Raw genomic sequence first — 20696 nt, 5'->3', positions numbered from 1 at the left:
TCATCCCGACAAGGCTGAAGACCTACGACAGCCTGCGGAGGGAACATGCGACGACGCAAGGCGGAGGTCATGGCGGCAACGGTCGTGACCGTCGCCGAGGACATGGCCTTCATCGAGATCGTGGAGACCATGGCCGAACACAACATCCACGCGCTCCCCTTGGCCGACCAGGACGGCCGCGTGACCGGCATCGTCAGCGACGCCGACCTGCCGCGCAAGCAGGAGGACAAGAACGCGGCGAGCCCGCAGAAACTGCCGGAGACGCTGCGGCACTGCGGCACGCAGGCCAAGGCCAGCGCTGTGGACACCTGCGGCCTGATGACCAGCTCCGCCGTCACGCTGCCCCGTGACGCCTCAGCCCACACGCTGCTCTACTACAAGCACGCCACCATTCCGAGTCCTACCGCCGGGTGTGACACCAATGCCGATGCCGGACGCCGCGCCGCCCGCCGCCGTGGCCGAGACCCATATCGGGGTGATCTTCTTCACCGCCGACCGGGCCTACAAGCTGAAGAAACCCGTGAGCCTCGGTTTCCTTGACTTCACCACGCGGGAGGCGCGCGAGCGCGCCTGCCACCGGGAGGTGGAGCTCAACCGCAGGTTCTCCCCCGACGTGTACCTCGGCGTCGCCGACGTGCACGGCCCCGGCGGCGAACCCTGCGACCATCTGGTCGTCATGCGCCGGATGTCCGCCGAGCGGCGCCTGTCCCGCCTGGTCGCCGCGCACGTCCCGGTGGACGACCCGGTGCGGGCCGTCGCGCACATACTGGCGAGCTGGCACGCCATGGCGCCGCGCGGCCCGCGCATCTCGGCCGAGGGCACCCGCGACGCCCTCCGGGGCCGGTGGGCCGACAGCTTCGACCAGGTCCGGCCCTTCCACGGCAAGTCGATCGACACCGCCGGCGCGCTGGAGATCGAACAGCGCGTCCTGCGCTTCCTGGCCGGACGCGCGCCGCTGTTCGACGCCCGCATCGCCGACGGCCGCGTCGTTGACGGGCACGGCGACCTGCTGGCCGACGACATCTTCTGCCTGGACGACGGCCCGCGCGTCCTGGACTGCCTGGAGTTCGACGACCGCCTCCGCTCGCTGGACGGCCTCGACGACGCCTCGTTCCTGGCCATGGACCTGGAACGCCTCGCCGCGCCCGCCCTGGCCGAACGCTTCGTCGCCTGGTACGCCGACTTCGCCGCCGATCCCGCGCCGCCGTCGCTGCGCCACCACTACGTGGCCTACCGCGCCTTCGTCCGCGCCAAGGTCGCCTGCCTGCGTCACGACCAGGGCGACCCGCACGCGGCCGCCGAGGCGGCCACCCTCGTCCAGGTGGCCCTGCGGCACCTGCGCGCCGGATCGGTGGGGCTGATCCTGGTCGGCGGGCCGCCCGGCACCGGCAAGACGACCCTGGCCGGGGCGCTGGCCGACCGGCTGGGCTGCACGCTGCTCGGCAGCGACCACGTCCGCAAGGAACTCGCCGGGCTGGCACCCGAACAGCCCACGGCCGCCGCCTACGGCGAGGGCATCTACGACCCGGCCTGGACTCACCGCACCTACACCGAACTCATCGACCGCGCCCGGCGCCTGCTGCGGCTGGGCGAGAGCGTCGTCCTGGACGCCTCCTGGACCGCGACCGAACACCGCGACGCGGCCGCCGAGGCGGCCCGCCAGGAGCACGCCGACCTTGTCACCCTGCGCTGCCAGTCCCCGCCCGGCGTCGCCGCGCAACGGCTGCGCACCCGTCCGCACGGCGCGTCCGACGCCGACGCCGCCATCGCCGCGGCGATGGCCGCCGACGCCTGCCCATGGCCCGACGCGACCATCATCGACACCACCGGTCCGCCGGAGGAATCCGTCCGTCAGGCGCTCACGCTCGTCCGCCCGCACGGCGCCGAGCACGTCTGGCACCGCCGCCCGCGCCTGGCTCCCGGCTGAACGCCTGGCTCCCGGCTGAATGTCCACGGGTGATCAGCCGGGCGCCGTGTGGATCAGCGTCATAGCTCTCGCACTGCTACGGGTTGAAGGCAGCACGACGTAGGTCTTCTCCAGCGACTCCAACTCTCGCTGGGTGATCTTCAGCAGGCTGCTCTTACCTGCACCACAGTCCCCCAGGAGCCCGACCGTCAACGGCAGCAATCTCGGTTCGGTGAGTGCCACCACCAGTTCGTCGACCAGGAAGTCGAAACCCAGAAGATCAAATATCGGCCTCATTGTCGGCCCACATCTTGCCCCCGGGCGTCAAGCCGACAACGCCTCCCCGAAGCTGTCGCCAGGAACCCAATTTCGGGATTCCAGGACCGACGTTGCGCATCCCCTCGGAAAGGCCAAGGACCCACCGAGGCTCGCCGCGGCCCCGGAGGGAGGCACCTGACCTTGGGACAACCCTCACGAGACAATCGCATCAAGTCGCCCGGCAAGGCCGGCCTGCTTGACCAGCCGCCCCCAGCGCTCGCTACGCCCGAACTGATTTGCGATTGCCTTCCCCGGCGGAAGGTTTCCTTCAGCCGTGCGGTTTGCCATCGCCCACTGCCACGCACGCTGTTGAAGATGGAGATCCCTTCCACCACGCAGGCGCTGCCTGGACCGCCGTACCTGTGCACTGCCAGGAGATATGAGTTCGAGAGCACGGTCTCTACGAGCTTCCTCTGAGGCCTCACCTTGGGCGCTGCGATCCCTCGTAGAGGCATCCGCGGGTGCCGTTGCAACGCATCGCGTCCTATGAACGTTCTCAGCAACCCTATGAACCACCTCAGAGGTGGAGTGAGGCTGCCCCAAGGCAGTGGTGCCGAATTCAATGCCACGTGCCGCGCTGTGTCGAACCTGGCGCATCAACAGCTCATATGAGCCGATCAACGCAGCCGATGGCCATGCAGCGATCAGCCGTCCCACCAGCGAAGGTTCGGCCACCGCGACGTTGGCCGCCAGGCTGGCGGCGCTTCCGGTCACCAGCAGTGCCCATGGCAGAAAGCCGCTGCGTCGCCCCTGCCGGGAGTCGGCCAGCAACGTCATGGATGACACCGCGATCATTCCGTCCACCGAGACGGGCAGCAGAGCCGCGGTCCAAGAGGTCTCGCCGTACTGCCGGACCAGGGTGTACATGTGCTTGTACGACAACACCGCTGCGATCCCTGCCAGCACGATGACGCTGACGGTGGTCGTCCACCGGATCGCCCGATCGCTCCAGGCTTGCTGGACCTCAGCCACGGCCGCTCCCCCTCCCCCGCGGCGTACCGGGTAGGGAGAACCGCTCCTCAACGATGAGAAGCCTGGTCGCGTCTGTTCCCATGTTCTGCGTGCCCTGCAGGGGGCACCCAAGGCGACCAAGCCAAAACCCCGGTCGACCAGGCACAACGCCTGTCACCGGGGTTTCGCGCGTATGCAGCCATGTGCCACCGGAAGCCACCGTTTGTCGCGGTCCCCGGAACATACGCGGAACGGGCCGGAGCGCATCCGCCCAGGTCACCCGAGCAAAAGGCGTCGGTTACGGAGCCGGTGCCCGTCTCGCGCTACCGGCCAAGAGCGGCGTCCATCCGGTTCGAACCAGTGCCGGTCGTCGCCGTCCAGGCAGTGTGCGTAGATCCTTGGCAGCACCTCCACGTTGTGCCCCCCTGCCCGGCCGCGTACACCGCCGGAGCACCCGCGTTCAGCCGCCACGGGACCTCCGCGTGACGGAAGTCATAGGGCTTGCGCGCAAAGCGGTGCTTTTCTTTTCGGAGAGTTGCCAGAGGTGTCTGAACGGGCGTGCGCAGCGGGGCACGGTCTGTCCCGTGTCGGCTTTGGACGGTCTGTCTCTGGGGGTGCTGATCAAGGGAGCGGGTTGCGGGTGGGGTACGGGGGCCAGTGTGTGAGGACGGCGCCGAAGATGCTGCCGGCCGTAGCGCTGCCGAGGGCGATGCTCCAGCCGACTGGGCCGAGTGGGGTGCAGCCGAAGAAGCCGCTGACGATCGGTGTTTGGATGACGGCGGCGAGCAGGGCGGCGGAGCCCAGGCCGGCTGCCAGGACGTTGCGGTCCGCGCCTCCGATCAGCAGGGTCTGTCCGAGCTGGGTGCCGACCAGGGCCGCGAGTGCGACGGTGGCGGCGCGGTGGCGGCGGCCGGTGAGGCGGGCGGCGAGCCAGGCGCCGGCCGCGCCAGCGGTGGTGGCCAGCGCCCGGATCGTCATCTCCTGGGTGAGGGGCTTGCCGAAGGAGACGTCCGGGCCTTCGCGCAGCAGGTGGGCGATGTCGTACCTGCTCGGCGGGCGCAGCGCGATCGCCAGCGCGGGCGCCAGGTCGGTGAGCAGGTTGACCAGCAGCAGTTGACGGGTGTTGAGCGGGGATCGGCCGGTCAGGGCGGCACCGAGCACGGTGAAGGCGATCTCGCCGAGGTTGCCGCCGAGCAGGATGCCCAGCGCGTGCCGTACCGAGGACCACATCGCCCGTCCCTCGATCAGCGCCGCGATGATCGTCTCCAGCCGGTCGTCGGAGACCACGAGGTCGGCGGCGGCCTGCGCGGCGGGGGTGCCGCGGCGGCCCAGCGCGATGCCGACGTCGGCCAGTCTGATGGCCGGGGCGTCGTTGGCTCCGTCGCCGGTCATCGCGACGACCTTGCCCAGTCGCCGGTACGCCTGGATGATGCGGACCTTCTGGGCCGGGCTGCAGCGGGCGATGACGTTGATGTGGGGAAGCCGCCGGTCCAGGGCGCTGTCGTCGAGCCGGTCGAGTTGCGCGCCGGTGATGACGTGGTTGGGTGCGGCGTCCGGGTGCACGGTGGCCGCGATCGCGTCGGCCGTCGCGGGGTGGTCTCCGGAGATCATGACGGTCTGGACGCCGGCGTCGCGCAGGCGCGCGGCGGCCGGGGCGGCGCTGGTGCGTACCGGGTCGGCGAGGGCGAGCAAGCCGAGGAACACCAGGTCGCGCACCGCTTCGTCGTCGATCTGCCCGGCCTCGAGCGCATCGTCGGGCCGACGCGCGGTCGACGGCGGGCGCGCGTTGCCGGGGAGGCGGCGCTCGGCCACGGCGAGCACTCGGTGGCCGGCTCCGGCGAGGCGTTCGGCCAGGTCGGTGAGGGCGGCGTGGTCGTGGGCGGTCATGGCGGTCTCGCGGCCGTCCGTCCGGCGCCATCGGCAGCGCGACAGCACGACCTCGGGGGCGCCCTTGACGCTGAGGATCCGTTGCGTGCCGGTCCGGCCGAGGGTGGCGTGGAAACCGCGGGACGGTTCGAACGGCAGGGCCAGGATCCTGCGCCAGCCCCGTTGGCCGGTTCCCGGCCGGATCCTGGCGCGGCGGGCGCACTCCACCACGGCGCGGTCGGTCTGGTGAGCCAGGTCCTGGGGGTGCCGGGCGGCCGGGCTGGCCCGCAGCGCGGCCGCCACCACCGTGCGGCAGGGGCCGTCCAGCGCCTGGGGCGGGCGGCTGTGGGCACCGTCGTGGACCTCGCGCACCGCCGGCCGGCCCTCGGTCAGGGTGCCGGTCTTGTCGAAGCACAGCACGTCCACCCGGCCCAGGGCCTCGATGGTGCGCGGGTTGCGCACCAGCGCGCCGAGGTCGGCCAGGCGGCGGGCGGCCGCCAGTTGTGCGGCGTTGACCAGGAACGGCAGGCCTTCGGGCACCGAGGCGATCGCCAGGTTCACCGCCGCGCCCAGGTTGCGCCGGGCGGACACGCCGTGCAGCAGCCCAGCGCCGGTGACCGCGGCCGCCGAGCCCAGTGCCACCGGCAGGCTGTGGCGGGTGAAGCGGCTCAGGTGGGTCTGTACGCCCGTGGCGGGGGCGCGCTGCCGGGCGGCCGCCATGCTGCGGCCGACCTCGGTGTCGGCGCCGGTCGCCACGACGACCGCAACGGCCCGGCCGGCCGCCAGGGTCGTGCCCTCGTACAGCATGGAGCGGCGCTCGGCGAGTTCCGCGGCGATCACAGGGACGACGTCCTTGGCCACCGGCAGCGACTCGCCGGTCAGTGACGACTCGTCGGCCTCCGCTCCCTCGGCCCGGACCAGCCGGCAGTCGGCCGGGACGACGTCGCCGGGGCCGAGCGTGACCAGGTCGCCCGGAACGAGCCGCTCGGCCGTGACGACCTGCTCGACGCCGTCGCGGCGGACTCTCGCGCCGATCGCGGAGCGGGCGAGCAGCTCGGTCAGCGCCCGGTCGGTGCGCACCCGCTGCACGGCGCCGGTCAGTGCGGAGATCCCGCTGATCCCGGCGACCAGACCGGCGTCCACCAGCGAGCCGACGACCGCGCTCAGCGCGGCCCCGCCGGCCAGGATGGGCGTCAGCGGATTGGCCAGCTCCTCCATGAACGCCGCGCCCAGGCTGGTGCCCAGCGGTTCCGGGCGCCTTCCCGCCCGCCACCGTCGTTTCGCCTCGCTGCTGGTCAGGCCGCCTTCGCGGGTGTCCAGGCGGCGCAGCACGGCCTCCGCCGGCATCAGGTGCCAGGGCGGACGGGCGGCGGCGCGGGCGGGCGCACGAGTGTGCAGGTCGTGGGCACGCCAGACCCCGTCGGCGAAGGCCAGCGCCGCACCGCCGTTGACCGCCCCGACACTGCGCGCGGACGGCCGTGCCGACCCGCCCTCCAGCGCGGAGACCGCGCCGATCCCGGTGGCCGCCTGGGACAGCACGATGCAGTCGCGGTCCACGTAACGCGCCGCCGCCACGGCCTCCACCAGCAGGACCGCCGCGGCGAGGTCGGACCCGACCAGCACGTGCGCGCCCCAGGGGGGCGGCGAGCCGTCCCTGTGCGTGCCCAGCCCGCAGTCGGCGGCGCCCAGCGCCCGGCGGTCGCCGGAGATCAGCATGACCGCCCCGCCGGCCGCCTGGATCTCCCGCACCGCGGCGGCCAGACCACGGTGAGGCCGCACCACGGCGTCGGCGTAGCCGGCACGCGGGCGTTGCTCGTCCGTGGTCAGCACGATCTTGAGGTGGGCGCGGCGGGCCGCGGCGATGACCGCGTCCAGGCCGGGCGCGGTTTCGCGCTCGGCCGCCAGCACGGCCTCCAGCCGTCTCCCACGGGCCAGGCCCAGCACGAGGTCGGCCCCGGTCTCGGCCAGCCGCCGACGCTGCCGGACCCCGGTGCGGCCACGCAGCTCCAGCTTCTCGACCGGTCCCAGGACCCACTCGCCGGCACGACGTACGGCTTGCGCGTCCTCGGGCGAGAACAGAGCGAAACCGGCCTCTGCCACGTCCCCGGCGTCCACCCCGGCCAGCGGGACGAGGTCGGTCAGCTCCCAGCGGCCCGTGCGCAGAGCGGCATCGTCCAGCACGAGCGTGTCGAGCCGGCCCAGCAGGCGCAACACCGCCCGATCCATCACCAGCGCGCCGTCGCGTGCCAGCACCTGCCCCAGATGGGACGCGAACGCGGCCCGGCCTACCTCGGTCGCCCTGGGCAGCGTGGCCAGCCCCGCGGCTGCCGCTCGCCGCCACCCGGCCAGGGGTGCGATCGCGGGGACCGCGGCCGCCCCCGCGGCCAGCACCCGCCGCTGGTAACGCTCCACCGGCCCGTCCGGCAGCCCACACGGCCGCTCAACGGCCACGGGATCGGCGTCGGCGTCCTGCGGGCCGCGGATCAGCCGCGGCTCGGCCTCCCGCCACGCTCGCTGATCGGCGCGGGCCTCCTGCCACTGACCGACCCGCTGGGCGACGTCCAGCACCGCGCCGGCTCCGCCCCCGGCCAGAGCGTGCGCCAGGCCGATGGCCATGGCGACCCGCGATTCGGCTTGCTCCCGCCCGTGCAGGTGCCTGGCGGTCAGCTCACGCAGACGCGGGTGCAGCGAAACGGCGGAGACCAAGCCGGCCAGCTCTGCCGGCAGCGGTGCCCACGGTGCCACCCGGGTCAGGCCGGCCAGGCCCAATGCGGCCGCGTCGACGGCCAGGTTCGACAGCACGCGGGTGCCCCGCACGCCCTCGGCCGGGTGGTGAAACTCCTCCTCGGCGACTTCCTCCTCCACGCTCACCGGCGCGGACTCCGCCCGCTGCACCAGAGCCACCAGCTCGCGGCGCGGCGGTGGCGGGTCTGCCACCGCCACCACCACCCGGCACGCCGCCGCGTTCACCCGCGCCCACACCACCCCCGGATGCCGCTCCAGAACGCGCTCCACCCGGCGAGCGACCCGGTCGCCACCCGCACCGTGCACCCCGTGGGTCTCGATGTGCAGCCGTCCTGGACGCTCCCACACGTCCCGCCCCCCACCCGACAGGCGGCCGGCCACGCCCGTGACCAACCCGACCGCACCGGACACGGGAGCAGGTGTCGGCAGCCCGAAAACCGCCATATCCCCCGGTTCCTCTCCTGATGCCTCTCCCCTGCCCGAGCCCGCCCAGGTCATACCGCGGACCGCCGAGCAGTCACACGACGACCGGCACTGCTCGTTTCCGCGCCGGCCGGCGCCGTCTGGTTCGGTCATCGCCTCCGACCGCGACCAGGTCTTGTTCCACATGCAGAGGCGCTGAGCGCTCGCCGGTCGGGTCGCATTCGCAGGAAGCGTTGATCTTCTCCAGCGCCCCCTGCCACGACGTCCGTGGGCGACATGAAGCCTTTACGGTAGGAGTTGAGGGTTTGGGAGCGGGTTTGGGATAGCGTGCTCCAAGAACCGGCTGAATGCCCGGATTGGGATGGGCCGGAGCGACAGACTGGGACCCCGCGGTGTTCTTCGCCGAGTATGGGCAGCTTCGTGGCCTTCTTCGGTCCGGCACCGGCCTGTGATTCGTTCTCGGGCAGATGGTGTGGAGGTCTTGGCGATGGCTGAGCGGCGGTTGCGTCCGTTGCGTCCGCACAAGCGCGGCCAGTCCTACGGGCGCGGGCCGGATGGCGATCAGATGGTGGCGCCGGAGCGGTCGATGGACCCCCGGGGCGCCTCGCCCGAGACGGCGATGGACAGCCGCGTCATCGACAACGCCATCTACCGCGACGGGCGGCGCATCGACACTCCCCCTTCGCTGGCCGACACGCTCAAGCGGCTGCGCGACACCGACGGAGCCATGGCGTGGATCGGGCTGTACCGCCCGGCCGAGTCGCAGCTGCGGTCGCTGGCCGAGGAGTTCGGGCTGCACGAGCTGGCCTTGGAGGACGCCATCGTCGCCCACCAGCGTCCCAAGCTGGAACGCTACGGGGACACCCTGTTCGTGGTGCTGCGCTCGGCCCGGTACCTGGACGAGTCCGAGGAAGTCGACTTCGGCGAGCTGCACGTCTTCCTTGGCCCCAACTTCGTGCTCACCGTCCGGCACAGCGAGGCGCCCGACCTCGCCGTGGTGCGGCAGCGTGTGGAGGACGATCCGGAACTGCTCAAACGCGGCACCGAGGCGGTCCTGTACGCGATCCTGGACGCGGTGGTCGACGGATACGCACCCGTGGTGGCCGGGCTGCAGAACGACATCGACGAGATCGAGACCGAGGTCTTCCGCGGCGACCCGAAGGTGTCACGCCGCATCTACGAGCTGTCGCGCGAGGTGATCGAGTTCCAGCGCGCCACCCGCCCGCTGCTGGGGATGCTGGAGGGGCTGATGGCCGGGTTCGACAAGTACGGCACCGACGAGGAACTGCAGCGGTATCTGCGGGACGTGGCCGACCACGCCACCACGGTGGTGGAGCGGGTCACCGGGTTCCGGCAGATGCTGGGCGACATCCTGACCGTCAACGCCACCCTGGTCTCCCAGGCCCAGAACGAGGAGATGAAACACCTCACCCAGGCCAGCTACGCCCAGAACGAGGAGATCAAGAAGATCTCGGCCTGGGCGGCGATCCTGTTCGCGCCCACCCTGATCGGGACGGTGTACGGGATGAACTTCCAGCACATCCCCGAGCTGCACTGGACCATCGGATACCCGTTGGCGTTGGCGCTGATGGCGGGGACCTGCGCGACCCTCTACCTGATCTTCAAACGCCGTGACTGGCTGTGACTCGCCGTCGAGCGGTGACGGCAGGGGCGCGCCCCCTTCGGAGGGCGGATCGGTCAAGGTGAGGCACGGATCGGGTCGATCGACCACAATGTCATCCCGTGATCGTGGACAAGGCCATCTACCACGCCGGGCGGCGGCGGGACATCGATGGCGACATCAGCGACGCCTTCGACGAGGCCCGCGCGGACGACCGTGACTGCTTCGTGTGGATCGGGCTGCACGAGCCGACGGCCGAGGAGTTCGGCCTCATCGAGGAGGAGCTGAAACTCCACCCCCTGGCGGTGGAGGACGCGGTCAACGCCCATCAGCGGCCCAAGCTGGAGCGCTACGACGACACGGTGTTCGTGGTGCTCAAGACCCTGGACTACCGCGACGCCACCTCCGACATCGAGGTCGGAGAGATCATGCTCTTCCTCGGCGGGGACTTCGTGGTCAGCGTCCGGCACGGCGCGGCCAACCCCCTGGCGCCGGTGCGCAGGCGCATCGAGGCGGACCCCGAGCTGCTGGGGACGGGTCCGGCGGCGGTGCTGTACGCGGTGTGCGACGAGGTCGTCGACCGCTACGGCGTCATCGCCCAAGAGGTCGAGAACGACATCATCGAGCTGGAGCGCGCCGTCTTCAACCCCCAGGCCAGGGACGTCACTGAGGACATCTACCTCCTCAAGCGGGAGGTGCTGGAGTTCCGCAACGCCGAGGGCCCGCTGATCCCGGTGCTGGAGGAGATCACCAAAGGCCGGGTCGAGCTGGTCGGCGGGGCCCGGGAGTACTTCCGCGACGTCCTGGACCACCTGCTGCGGGTCGACGGGCAGGTCGACGCCCACAACGAGCTGCTCACCAGCGTGCTGACCGCCCATCTGGCGCTGCTGGGCAAGCGGCAGAACGAGGACGTCCGCAAGATCTCCTCATGGGCGGCGATCATCGCGATACCCACGATGATCGCCGGGTTCTACGGGATGAACTTCGACTACATGCCCGAGCTGCGCTGGCTGTTCGGCTACCCGATCGTCCTGGCCGTGATGGTCGTCGCCTGCGTCATCGTGTACGTCAAGCTCCGCAAGAGCGGCTGGCTGTAGGGCGAGAACGTGAGCGGAATCCCCCGTCCCCGTTCCTGGTGGCCGATCGCTGTGCTGGCGCTGCTGGCGATCTGGATCGTGACGCTCGCGGTGCTGATCCACCGCGGTCCTCGCCTCCCCAAGCCCCGACCTGCCGCACTCGCGGCCTCCGCCCTCGCGACCACGATCCCGCAAAACCCCACGCCGCCGCCCTGAGACCACACCCGGCAGCGGCGTATCAAGCTGCCTATCGTTCAACGGCGCGCGAAAGTCGACCACGGCCCTGGTCGCCCACATCGTCTCCTGATCAATCTGAACGATGCGTGCGGTGACGTCACGGTCCGCCGGGTGCCGGTGAGTTCATCACCGCTGCGTGGGGTGGCTCAGCCAGACGCCGCCTCTATGAGGGAGGGGCCGTCGATCTTTGGAGGTCGGCGAGGAGCGGATCCGCGACGGCCTCTTCGTAGACGGCCTGTCCGTGTTCTCGCATTGCCTGGGAAGCTCGGAGTCCCAAGGTGTGGGGAGTGGCCGGCCCGTGAGCTCGACGTGGTTGTCACCTGTGGTGATTCCGGCAAGATAGTCGGTGGCGGACATTCGCCAGGGGTGTGCCCTGTGGCGTTCGATGATGCTGAACGGTGTGCCGAAGGGAGCGGCGCCGGTCAGGCACTCCCCCAGTCCGGCGCCGTCCGCCGGCAGGTTGAGCACGAGGACCCGGCTGGCCAGATCGTCAAGGATGGCGTCGAACCGATCCCGCCCGGCCGGGTGCTCGTTGTCCGGAAACCTGGCCACGCGGCCGACCTACTCCAGTAGCCGCCTGTCCAACCCCCCAGGCACGACACCGGACATGCCAGCGTCACCGAGACGTGCCCCGCGACGTGTGGGCCGACATGCCCGGCACCGCCTACGGCAGCGTTACCCAGTTCCGAGGCCACGGCCAGCCCGCCGGATTCAGGATCGCTCCCTGCAATTCCATTGGGTCGACCGCTTCCACCAGCCGCCACCGCGGCCCGATCGGGACCATCGCCCACCAGGTGCCCGTCGCCTTCCCGTACCACGCCTGCACGTCCGGAAAGTCCTGCTTGATCCGTGCCAGCAGCCGCCCATCCACCTCAGACGGCATCCGGCACGGCCGCTCACCCGCCATCACGCAGCCCGCCGTGTGACGCCGCGTCGGCGGAGAAGGGCACCTCCAGGACTTTCGCGATCCGCTCGGCCGCCAGCTCAGCATCGGCCGCCGGACACAACGGCTCCAGATCCGGCGGAGACTGCCGCGTCGGCCCCGCCCACGCCCAGTACCACCACAGCACCCCGTCACGGGGGTTGCGGTGGCAGCGGACCTCTTGGCGCAGGCCTGGACTCATCACCCGCGTGCGGGGATCGCCGTCCTCAGGATCCCCCGCCGGGTTGATCGCCAGCACGACACCCAGTGCGAGCACCCTGCCGATCAGGCCGCGCGCCTCCAGCGCTGACACCAGCGCCGTCGACACCGTGGTCACCCGCTCAGCCAACGGCCGCCACTGGGAATCGGCCACGGGCCGACTGTTTGTCGCCTCGTTCATGTCGCCTCCCGCATGAATGAAGCGGGGCCGGAGGCCCGCACAGTGGGACGCTCACCGTGCGGCCAGGCCGGGGGGTCACCAGGCCGCCGCCGACGAGCCGCACCACACCGCCGGCCCCGCCGCTCATCACGCCGCCCGCGTCTTGCGCGTCGGCGTACCTTCCCGACACGGCAACGGCCGAGGCCCGTCGTCCGAACCAGTCGCCCCCATCAGCCCCATTTGCCGATCGTGGATGTACTTCCACCCACGCCCGCCGCAGGCACTGCAAGGGGGGTTCTTCGCCGTCTGCTGCGTCATGCGCTCCACCATCGCCAGCCCGCCGAGCAGCGCCCATTCCGCGGCGATATCACGCGGCGAGATATACGCTCAGTGACAGACGTCGCACCCGTTGCGCAAGGGGAGGTGGACGATGCCCCGACGGGCGTCAGACCCGATCGTCATCCCCGATTCGCTGTGGCAGCGACCGCAGATGGCCGAGGCTCTACGTGCCCGCAGTATCGGCGTCGTCTTCCGCCTCGTGCGCCAGCACGCAGGCGCCAGTCAGACTCAGATCGGCATCGCGTGCGGCATGTCCCAAGGCACCGTCAGCATCTACATGAAGCAGGGCGGCCGCCAGGTCCAGACCCTGGACGTCCTTGAACGCATCGCCGATGGCCTGAACATGCCCGACACCGCCCGTATGACCCTGGGCCTGGCGCCACGCACCTTCGATCCGAGCGCAGCCCCGACGACCAACGCGACCGTCATCACACGGCCAGATGAGTCCGCGGTCTTGGCCGCATCCGGATTCCTGGATTCCCTGGACGTAGAGCCCGACGTCCAGCAGGAAGGGCAACCCGTGCGCAGGCGAACGTTCCACAAGATCACCGGAGCCGGCGTGTTCAACGCGATCCTCGCCGACCTCCCTGGAGACGGCGCCCCGCTCGAAGGCGTCGACGCTTTCACCGCCGCACTGGCGGGCTATCCCGACATCGGCAGCCCACCCAGCCGAAACACCGTTGACCTGACCAGGCTGACCAACGCCGTAGCGGCCGCAAAACGCAACTACCAGGACTGCGGATACTCCATCATCATCGACTCCCTGCCGCGCCTCTTGGTCGACCTGCGCACCGCTTGCGAGGCCCACGATGGAGACGCCCGACTTAGGGTCGAGGCCCTGTCGGCCGAGGCGCACCACGTCGCGGCGAGCATTCTGCTCAAGCTCGACCACGAAGGGCTTGCCTGGCTTGCCTGGCTTGCCGCCGATCGCAGCATGCAGGCCGCACGCCACAGCCAAGACCTGACGATCATTGGCTCCAGCGCCCGTATCGTCACCCACGCCCTGATGCACGGCGGACACCACGGCGCCGCCACGCAGACCGCCCGCACGTTCGCCGAACGCATCCACCGCGACGCCGACGACAAGACACCCGCTTTCCTGTCTGTGTACGGCGCCCTCCTGCTACGCGGAGCCGTCGCCGCCGGTCAGCGCAACGACCGCGACACCGCCGCAACACTCCTGGACGAGGCAGAAGACGCCGCTCGCCGACTCGGCGGAGACTTCAACCACCGCTGGACCGCATTCGGCCCGACCAACGTCCAACTCCACCGCGTCAACATCGCCCTCCAACTAGGCGACGCCGGAGCCGCCATACACCAGGCCCGCCGGGTCAACCTCGATCGCATCCCCCAGACCGAGCGCAAGGTGACCCTCCTCATCGACACCTCCCGCGCCCTGACCCAGTGGGGCAAGCACGACAAGGCCTACGACATGCTGAGCTTCGCTCACAGCCTCGCCCCCGAAGAGATCTCACAACGCCCCTCCAGCCACCGCATGATGCGCGAACTCATGACCACCGCCCCACCCAGCACCAAGCGAGACCTCAGAGAATTCGCCGCACAAATCGGGGTGCGCCTGTGACCGAACCCGACCGCCGCCGAGTCCTCTACGTCATCGTGTGCGCCGCCGGCCCCGCCGGCGACGTCGGGAAACTCGTCACCCTCGCCCACCAACGAGGCTGGAACGTCCAGATCATCGCCACCCCATCAGCCCTGGACTTCATCGACGTCCCCGCCCTGGAGGCCCAAACCGGCCACCCCGTCCGCAGCCAATACCGCAAGCCAGGCGAACCCCGCTCGCCCAAGGCCGACGCCATCATCGTCGCCCCCGCCACCTACAACACCATCAATAAATGGGCCGCGGGCATCAGCGACACCTACGCCCTAGGCATCCTCGCCGAAGCCCCCGGCCTAGGAATCCCCGTAGTAGTCCTACCGTTCGTCAACACCGCCCTAGCCGGACGCCACCCCTTCCAACGCAGCATCACCGACCTCCGAGCCGAAGGCGTCCGCATCCTCCTGGGCCCCGGTGAGTTCGAACCCCACACCCCCGGCACCGGCGGCAATTATCTCGCCGCCTACCCCTGGCCCCTAACCCTCGATGAAGCCGAACGCTTCTAATCCTATACCTCCCCCCCTGAAGGTCTAGACAACTAGAACGCCGAGGCGATCACGCGTCGAAATATTTTACGAGTTGCAACAGAAAATTCCGCAGCTCGCTTGAGGGCGTTAGGTGGAGTTCGTTCTCAAAAACCTCAGATAGCCAGAGTTCTTTGCTTGCATCTAGAGGTATCCACGATTCCAGCTCCCCACCGGGGACCAAGAAAATTCCCAGATGTGCCAACTGTTGAGTGATTCGCACACCTGCAGAGTAGCCGCTGTCGTTAAGTCTGGCCAGTCCGCCCGATTTGACGATTCCCCACGCAGTCTTTCCCTTGAGACTTTTCTTGATTCGTTCAATTTCCGTACTTGCAAGAACGGCCTCGCCTCCCATATTTGCCTCCACGGAAGCTACAGCCCTTTTGACCTCCGATAGCATGGGCGCCTCAGGATTCAGTTCCTGGACTGCCGCCTGTAGAACATCATAGTCGTCTGCAATCGCATCCCAGGACCCTCCTGCAGCCAGTACCGTATTACGCAACAATCCTCGTTGATTGAGCAAGTCGAGGTCAATTATGGCGGCCGCCTTGACCGTCAGGGCCCCGAGTTCAGCTATTGCCTTATAAATACGCCCTTTGCCGCCCACATGCGTAAATAGCAGATCAAGGTCTCGATCTACCTGCTCCATGACGTCGAGTACAGCAGTATAGAAACGACAGTCAGAATCTCCCTCCGCTATCACAACACCCTGATGAAATAGGCCATCCAAGATATTCGAGTACTTTAGGAGTGGATTTTTCCACACCCTCGAAATTCGCTCGGGAGTCAATACATTATGACGAAACTCCTTCTGAGGCCCCCTACTAAGGCGGATGATACTCACCTCTCTGCTGGTAGATTCCAAGACCCCTTGAAGAATGTTTTGACTATGGGTAGCAACAATCAATTGCGAGTCGCCTGGCGTCTCGTCAACCAGTATGCGACCAAGGCGCCGAGCTTGCGATGGATGAAGAAAAGCTTCCGGCTCATCTATAAGTGTAATTGGATACGGCCTAATAACTGCATGAAGGAGTAGTCCTACAAAACTGCGAATGCCGTCACCTTGCTCGCGGACAGTGGGCAGGGAAGCATACTGCTCATGAATGTGATAAGGCACCTGACCATCAACAAGATACGGGTCTACCTTTCCGAGACGAAGCTCAAGTGTGGGCACAAAAGTGTTGATGCATACCTGTTCACCAAAAGCGCGAAGGGTTAGCGCTGAGACACGTTGCAGATACTTCGAGTCAAATGCAATCAACTGAACAGGCCCACTGGGTGCAGATCGCAATGGATCAAACATTTGTTCACTACTAATTAGACTGAGACGGTTCTCAGTTCCTTCATGTTTTAGAAGAAAACGCGCCAGTCCACCGAGAGCGCCGCCCCTCCTCCATTCTCCCATGATGGCCGATTTGGTCATTCCATTGCTTCCATGGTCAGTGACACCATAGACAGCCTCTTGTTGGCCTGGAATCTGAACCGACTTCCATCCGGAAACCTCTAGCCATTTAATGATATCCGCTGGATGTTCTGACTCTTTGTTGACCTCGACTCCAGTAACAACAGGGCCAATCTCGCCATAATGATCAATTGTCCCACTGGCGGCAGTTGATATGTTCCTTAGAGAAAATGATTTGCCCGAATTATTTGGTCCAACGATAACGGTGACACCATTCTCTGGAATGTCGACAGAGTCGCCATCGGAGAAATGCAACTTTGAAATCGCGACCTTTATTGGCACTTCGGCCTCCAGCTTTCTATCTAGACGAGGCCCGTATCGTTCGTCCACCGGAGCTAGTAGCGTAGGCGTCTCCGCCCCGACGGGTGAACACATTGCCGGATTCGGCCGTTAGAGATCAAGGGCGGCGCCGCTCGCGCCGCCGCACCAGCCCCGCGCCTACGCCGCCCGCAGCGTGCGGCGTAGGAAGAACAACGGCTACGCCGCACGCCCAAGAGGTCACGGGGATCGGACACCACGCCCGCCGCCGTACAGGCAGAGCCGAGCAGACCAGAGCCAGCGGGTGAAGGTGGTTCGTCCAGTGGGGCGCTCCACCTTCACCCCCATGGCCCAGGCCCAGCAGCGCGGAGTGCGGGACGACGACAGACGAGAAGATCAGGTAGGTAGGTATTTGTAAGTCCACTTAGGTGAACGTACAGGTACTTAGCACTGTGGATTTTTTTTGAGAAGCGCCAATGCTACCTGACTTAGGGGCACTGAGCTTTTTTTGGGGGAGCGGCATGGCGGCCACGTACCCGCTTAGAGCAAGAAGACCCAGCGCTGCGATACGTAGCTCCGTACCTTCTACGTAGCCAGCAGCACCAGCCAGGACCGCAAGCCACGCGGCGAGAACTCTCGCAGCTGCTTGCTGTCGACGGTCCTTCTTCGATGCCAAGATCGCTCCTAGCCATGGTTGGCCTACTTGAAGTTTAGATGGCGGGCCAGACGACTCGGTTCCCGCGGATCTGAGTCGTACCCGTTAGAGCGGACGATCATGATCGTCTACGATCATCAACGGGGAGGCCTCCGGGTAGTACCACGTCAGGGGCACTGCTATTGATCGTTGATCAACGAATGAGGCCTCCCAAGCTGACAGTGCGCTCGTTGCCCAAGATCCGTAACATGCGCGGAACGGCACGCAACGACGTGGCGGAGAAGCCAGGGCCCGAGCGCAGGTCAGCGCCAGGGGTCAGCCGGATTGGATCAGCGCGCCCTCCGGAGCTGGGTGCGCGGGTTCGAATCCTGCGGGGGCACTGCCGAGATCAGCGCTTACAGGCGCTGGCCTGGGCGTACACACGTAGGTCGGGCGGGACCCCAGTCCAACTGAGTCCCGCCGGTTGTCGCTGTTTCACAGTGTTAACAAGAGACCTGCGAAAGACCTTTCGGCCCTCAGGCGCCCCGCAGCGCCCGTTCGATGCGCTTGTTGCTGTACCTGGCCGTCCAGGCAGCTGACGTAGCGCTTGAGCAGGAGCTCAACGGAGTTGCCCACACACTGGCCACATTCCGCTAGCGAGACGTCGGCGTTGAGCCGCATGCTCAGGGCCGCGTGACACAGGACGGCCGGACGCTCAGCGAGCGGAGATTCGACCTGGGCGGGCGTGAACGCCAGCTCTCGCGCCTCTTCCCACGCACGCTCCAGGCTCTGTAGCGGTCTGCCGTTGCGGCGGTGTTTTCCGGGGGGAGCGGGCGGCCGAACTCCGGGGCGGCGTGTTGAGGGCAGGCGTACGCCCAGGTCGTGGGGGCGTCGGCGATCGGGTTTTGCAGGATTGGCAACGGGGTTGGCGGTGGCATTGGTGGGCGGCGGATGATCGGCGGTACGGCCCATCCGGACGTGGCTGCACTGGGCGCACGCGGATCGGGAGTTGGGGGGATTGATGTCTCAGGCTGGTCCTGCCCTGGCGGTCACGCATCGCCTGGTGTCGTCTTCTGCTGGTCGTGTTCACCTGGTCGAGCAGGGCTCCGGGCCGCTGGTGCTGCTGGTGCACGGGTTCCCTGAGTCGTGGTACTCGTGGCGCCACCAGTTGCCGGTGCTGGCCGCTGCCGGTTACCGGGCCGTCGCCGTCGACGTCCGTGGGTACGGCCGGTCGTCCAAGCCCGAGGACGTGGCCGCCTACCGGATGCTGGAACTGGTCGAGGACAACGTGGCCGTGGTGCGCTCCCTGGGCGAGCGGACGGCGGTGATCGTGGGTCACGACTGGGGCGCGACCATCGCCGCGAACTCCGCGCTCGTGAGGCCCGACGTCTTCCGCGCGGTGGGGCTGCTGAGCGTGCCCTACGCCCCGCGCGGCGGGCCGCGGCCCAGCGAGATGTTCGCGCGGATGGGGGGCGAGGACGAGTTCTACGTCAGCTACTTCCAGGAGCCCGGCCGGGCCGAGGCCGAGATCGAACCGGACGTCCGCGGCTGGCTCGCCGGCTTCTACGCCGCCCTGTCCGCCGACACCATGCCGCCCGCCGACGCCCCGGACCCGCACTTCGTCTCCAAGGGCGGGACGTTGCGCGACCGTTTCCCGGCCGGGCCGCTGCCGGCCTGGCTCGGCGAGGACGACCTCGATGTCTACGCCGCGGAGTTCGAACGGACCGGCATGACCGGGGCGCTGAACCGTTACCGGAACATGGACCGGGACTGGGCGGACCTCGCCGACTTCGACGGTGCCCCCGTCACTCAGCCGTCCCTGTTCATCGGCGGCGCGCTGGACGCCTCCACCACCTGGATGGCCGACGCCATCGCGGCATACCCCACCACCCTGCCGGGCCTGGTCTCCTCGCACATACTCGACGGCTGCGGCCACTGGATCCAGCAGGAGCGCCCCACGGAGGTCAATGAGATCCTGACCGGCTGGCTCTCCTCCCTGTGACGCGGGACGCGCCGGGTGCCGGACGCGAGGAGGCCGGAGGGCTGGACAGCCGGCGTCGGCCCCGGGGCGTGCGCACAGTTACGCAGGCGGCCAACCGGTGCGGTTCGGCGCGACGGCGGTCGCCCGATGCGTTTGCGCCGGTTCGGCAGTCTGTACGGAAGGAGCGGCGGCGACGGGCGAGGAGTGCGATGGTCGGGGACAGCGGGCTGTCGGCGGCGCTGGCCGGTGACGAGCGGGCGTTCGGGGAGCTGGCCGAACGGCATCGGTGGGAGCTGCGGGTGCACTGCTATCGCATGCTCGGCTCGTACGATGACGCCGACGACATCGTCCAGGAGACGTTCCTGAAGGCGTGGCGGCGGCGCGAGACCTTCGCGGGCCGGTCGACGTTCAGGGCCTGGCTGTACAAGATCGCGACGAATGCGTGCCTCGATCTCATCGACCGCGACAGGCGGCGGGCGCGGCCCTACCAGGTGCCGCCGCTGGTCGGGCCGGAGGCGCAGCCGCCGTTCGAGGTGGCCTGGCTGGAGCCCGTCCCCGATCACGTGCTGGCCCCGGACGCCGCGGAGGATCCGGCGGCCGCGGCGGTCGCGCGGGAGACGATCGAGCTCGCCTTCCTGGTGGCGATCCAGCGGCTGCCCGCCCGGCAGCGGGCCGTGCTGATCACCAGGGATGTGCTGGGCTGGCCGGCCGGTGAGACGGCCGCCCTGCTGGGGACGAGCGTGGCGTCGGTCAAGAGCGCCCTGCAGCGGGCGCGGGCGACGCTCAAGGACCATCTGCCGCCGCGCCGGGACGACTGGTCCAGGGCGAGGGAGCCGGACGCGCGGGAGCAGGCGCTGCTGCGACGCTACGTCCAGGCGCACCAGCAGGCCGACCTCGACGCTCTGGCCGGGCTGCTGGCCGAGGACGTGCAGGTGACGATGCCGCCGTATCCGGCCTGGCTGGTCGGGCGGGACCCGTTGCTCACCCTCACCGCACAGGTCTTCGACCAGGCGTCGGAGTGGTACCACGGGGGCTGGCGCGGTGTGGTCACCGGCGCCAACCTCCAGCCCGCCGTGGCGCATTACGTCCAGCACCCCACGGCGGAGGAGACCAGGGGCCTGGCCGGGGCGTACCGCGCGCAGGTGCTGGACGTGCTCCGTGTCGACGACGGCCGGATCACCACGATCACGTCGTTCGCACCACGCCACTTCGCCGCGTTCGGCCTGCCGCTGGTCCTCTCATGACCGTGGGGCTCCGGCGGCGTGTGGTCGTCCTGGCCGTCGGCGAGGACCGGGCCTACTAGGGCCTGTTCTTAGTTCAGATCATGGAAGGGCTGGCAGGCTGCGGAGCCAGATGATGCATCCGCGCAGGTGGAGTCCGGCCAGGTAGCTGTCGGGTGTCTTGTCGTAGCGGGTGGCCAGCCCTCTCCATTGCTTGAG

The 20696-nt window shown here is 68.6% G+C and carries 16 protein-coding genes; 9 read left to right on the top strand and 7 right to left on the bottom strand.

What is annotated here, in order from left to right:
- Window positions 1–45 precede the first annotated feature (45 nt).
- Window positions 46–540: a CBS domain-containing protein gene (locus ABD811_RS18880; RefSeq protein WP_344949030.1), complete on the top strand. Its 495-nt coding sequence runs from the start codon at window positions 46–48 to the stop codon at window positions 538–540.
- Window positions 422–1927, top strand: coding sequence for a bifunctional aminoglycoside phosphotransferase/ATP-binding protein (locus tag ABD811_RS18875; protein WP_344949026.1), 1506 nt, complete (start codon window positions 422–424; stop codon window positions 1925–1927). Before ABD811_RS18880 ends, ABD811_RS18875 begins: the two co-directional genes overlap by 119 nt.
- Before the next feature lie 33 nt (window positions 1928–1960).
- Here the strand turns inward: ABD811_RS18875 and ABD811_RS18870 are convergent, their stop codons facing one another.
- The 3 genes from ABD811_RS18870 to ABD811_RS18860 form a co-directional block, all read right to left on the bottom strand.
- Window positions 1961–2203, bottom strand: a complete 243-nt coding sequence (locus ABD811_RS18870) for a hypothetical protein (protein WP_344949023.1) — start codon at window positions 2201–2203, stop codon at window positions 1961–1963.
- A gap of 174 nt (window positions 2204–2377) precedes the next feature.
- Window positions 2378–3196 (bottom strand): DUF2637 domain-containing protein, encoded by an 819-nt coding sequence (locus tag ABD811_RS18865; protein WP_344949021.1) that lies wholly within the window; start codon window positions 3194–3196, stop codon window positions 2378–2380.
- A 600-nt stretch (window positions 3197–3796) separates the two neighbouring features.
- Window positions 3797–8230 carry an HAD-IC family P-type ATPase gene (locus tag ABD811_RS18860; protein WP_344949018.1) on the bottom strand — a complete coding sequence of 1478 codons (4434 nt, stop codon included), beginning with the start codon at window positions 8228–8230 and terminating at the stop codon, window positions 3797–3799.
- A 466-nt stretch (window positions 8231–8696) separates the two neighbouring features.
- On the opposite strand from ABD811_RS18860, the gene ABD811_RS18855 reads away from it, so the two are divergent.
- From ABD811_RS18855 to ABD811_RS18845, 3 genes are all read left to right on the top strand, one after another.
- Entirely contained in the window at window positions 8697–9854 is a 1158-nt protein-coding gene (locus ABD811_RS18855) for a magnesium and cobalt transport protein CorA (protein WP_344949016.1), read from the top strand.
- A gap of 98 nt (window positions 9855–9952) precedes the next feature.
- Entirely contained in the window at window positions 9953–10927 is a 975-nt protein-coding gene (gene corA, locus ABD811_RS18850) for a magnesium/cobalt transporter CorA (RefSeq protein WP_344949015.1), read from the top strand.
- A gap of 9 nt (window positions 10928–10936) precedes the next feature.
- On the top strand, window positions 10937–11122 hold the full coding sequence (locus ABD811_RS18845; RefSeq protein ID WP_344949013.1) for a hypothetical protein: 186 nt from the start codon (window positions 10937–10939) through the stop codon (window positions 11120–11122).
- A 147-nt stretch (window positions 11123–11269) separates the two neighbouring features.
- Here ABD811_RS18845 and ABD811_RS44030 read toward each other — a convergent pair whose 3' ends face one another.
- From ABD811_RS44030 to ABD811_RS18835, 3 genes are all read right to left on the bottom strand, one after another.
- Window positions 11270–11611 carry a DUF2399 domain-containing protein gene (locus tag ABD811_RS44030; protein ID WP_425549432.1) on the bottom strand — a complete coding sequence of 114 codons (342 nt, stop codon included), beginning with the start codon at window positions 11609–11611 and terminating at the stop codon, window positions 11270–11272.
- 196 nt (window positions 11612–11807) lie between these two features.
- Window positions 11808–12026: a hypothetical protein gene (locus ABD811_RS18840; RefSeq protein WP_344949011.1), complete on the bottom strand. Its 219-nt coding sequence runs from the start codon at window positions 12024–12026 to the stop codon at window positions 11808–11810.
- A 13-nt stretch (window positions 12027–12039) separates the two neighbouring features.
- The gene (locus ABD811_RS18835) at window positions 12040–12438 is read right to left on the bottom strand and encodes a hypothetical protein (RefSeq protein WP_344949008.1); all 399 of its coding nucleotides are present in this window, start codon (window positions 12436–12438) and stop codon (window positions 12040–12042) included.
- Window positions 12439–12874: 436 nt separating this feature from the next.
- Here ABD811_RS18835 and ABD811_RS18830 point away from each other — a divergent pair, with 436 nt between their 5' ends.
- Together ABD811_RS18830 and ABD811_RS18825 are read left to right on the top strand one after the other, a co-directional pair.
- Window positions 12875–14365, top strand: coding sequence for a helix-turn-helix domain-containing protein (locus ABD811_RS18830; RefSeq protein WP_344949006.1), 1491 nt, complete (start codon window positions 12875–12877; stop codon window positions 14363–14365).
- Window positions 14362–14904, top strand: coding sequence for a flavoprotein (locus ABD811_RS18825; protein ID WP_344949003.1), 543 nt, complete (start codon window positions 14362–14364; stop codon window positions 14902–14904). The genes ABD811_RS18830 and ABD811_RS18825 overlap by 4 nt, the downstream gene beginning before the upstream one ends.
- Before the next feature lie 49 nt (window positions 14905–14953).
- Here the strand turns inward: ABD811_RS18825 and ABD811_RS18820 are convergent, their stop codons facing one another.
- Window positions 14954–16714: an ATP-dependent nuclease gene (locus ABD811_RS18820; RefSeq protein WP_344949000.1), complete on the bottom strand. Its 1761-nt coding sequence runs from the start codon at window positions 16712–16714 to the stop codon at window positions 14954–14956.
- A 1583-nt stretch (window positions 16715–18297) separates the two neighbouring features.
- Between ABD811_RS18820 and ABD811_RS18815 the strand changes: the two genes are divergently transcribed.
- Both ABD811_RS18815 and ABD811_RS18810 read left to right on the top strand, forming a co-directional pair.
- A complete protein-coding gene (locus ABD811_RS18815) occupies window positions 18298–19278 on the top strand; it encodes an alpha/beta fold hydrolase (RefSeq protein ID WP_344948998.1) in 981 nt (326 codons plus the stop codon).
- Between the two features lie 188 nt (window positions 19279–19466).
- Complete coding sequence (locus tag ABD811_RS18810; protein ID WP_344948995.1) at window positions 19467–20501, top strand: RNA polymerase subunit sigma-70; 1035 nt, start codon at window positions 19467–19469, stop codon at window positions 20499–20501.
- The last annotated feature ends 195 nt before the right edge of the window (window positions 20502–20696 follow it).

Origin of the sequence: Actinomadura miaoliensis (assembly GCF_039536785.1) — a bacterium.
GTDB classification, from domain to species: domain Bacteria; phylum Actinomycetota; class Actinomycetes; order Streptosporangiales; family Streptosporangiaceae; genus Spirillospora; species Spirillospora miaoliensis.
This window is presented reverse-complemented; position numbering and strand designations above follow the sequence as displayed.

Excerpts from the sequence above, each read along its gene's own strand:
- ABD811_RS18815 (WP_344948998.1), top strand. The coding sequence starts at position 18,298 with ATGTCTCAGGCTGGTCCTGCCCTGGCGGTCACGCATCGCCTGGTGTCG.
- ABD811_RS18860 (WP_344949018.1), bottom strand. The coding sequence starts at position 8,230 with ATGGCGGTTTTCGGGCTGCCGACACCTGCTCCCGTGTCCGGTGCGGTC.
- ABD811_RS18855 (WP_344949016.1), top strand. The coding sequence starts at position 8,697 with ATGGCTGAGCGGCGGTTGCGTCCGTTGCGTCCGCACAAGCGCGGCCAG.
- ABD811_RS18875 (WP_344949026.1), top strand. The coding sequence starts at position 422 with ATGCCGATGCCGGACGCCGCGCCGCCCGCCGCCGTGGCCGAGACCCAT.
- ABD811_RS18870 (WP_344949023.1), bottom strand. The coding sequence starts at position 2,203 with ATGAGGCCGATATTTGATCTTCTGGGTTTCGACTTCCTGGTCGACGAA.
- ABD811_RS18840 (WP_344949011.1), bottom strand. The coding sequence starts at position 12,026 with ATGCCGTCTGAGGTGGATGGGCGGCTGCTGGCACGGATCAAGCAGGAC.
- ABD811_RS18810 (WP_344948995.1), top strand. The coding sequence starts at position 19,467 with ATGGTCGGGGACAGCGGGCTGTCGGCGGCGCTGGCCGGTGACGAGCGG.
- ABD811_RS18830 (WP_344949006.1), top strand. The coding sequence starts at position 12,875 with ATGCCCCGACGGGCGTCAGACCCGATCGTCATCCCCGATTCGCTGTGG.
- ABD811_RS18880 (WP_344949030.1), top strand. The coding sequence starts at position 46 with ATGCGACGACGCAAGGCGGAGGTCATGGCGGCAACGGTCGTGACCGTC.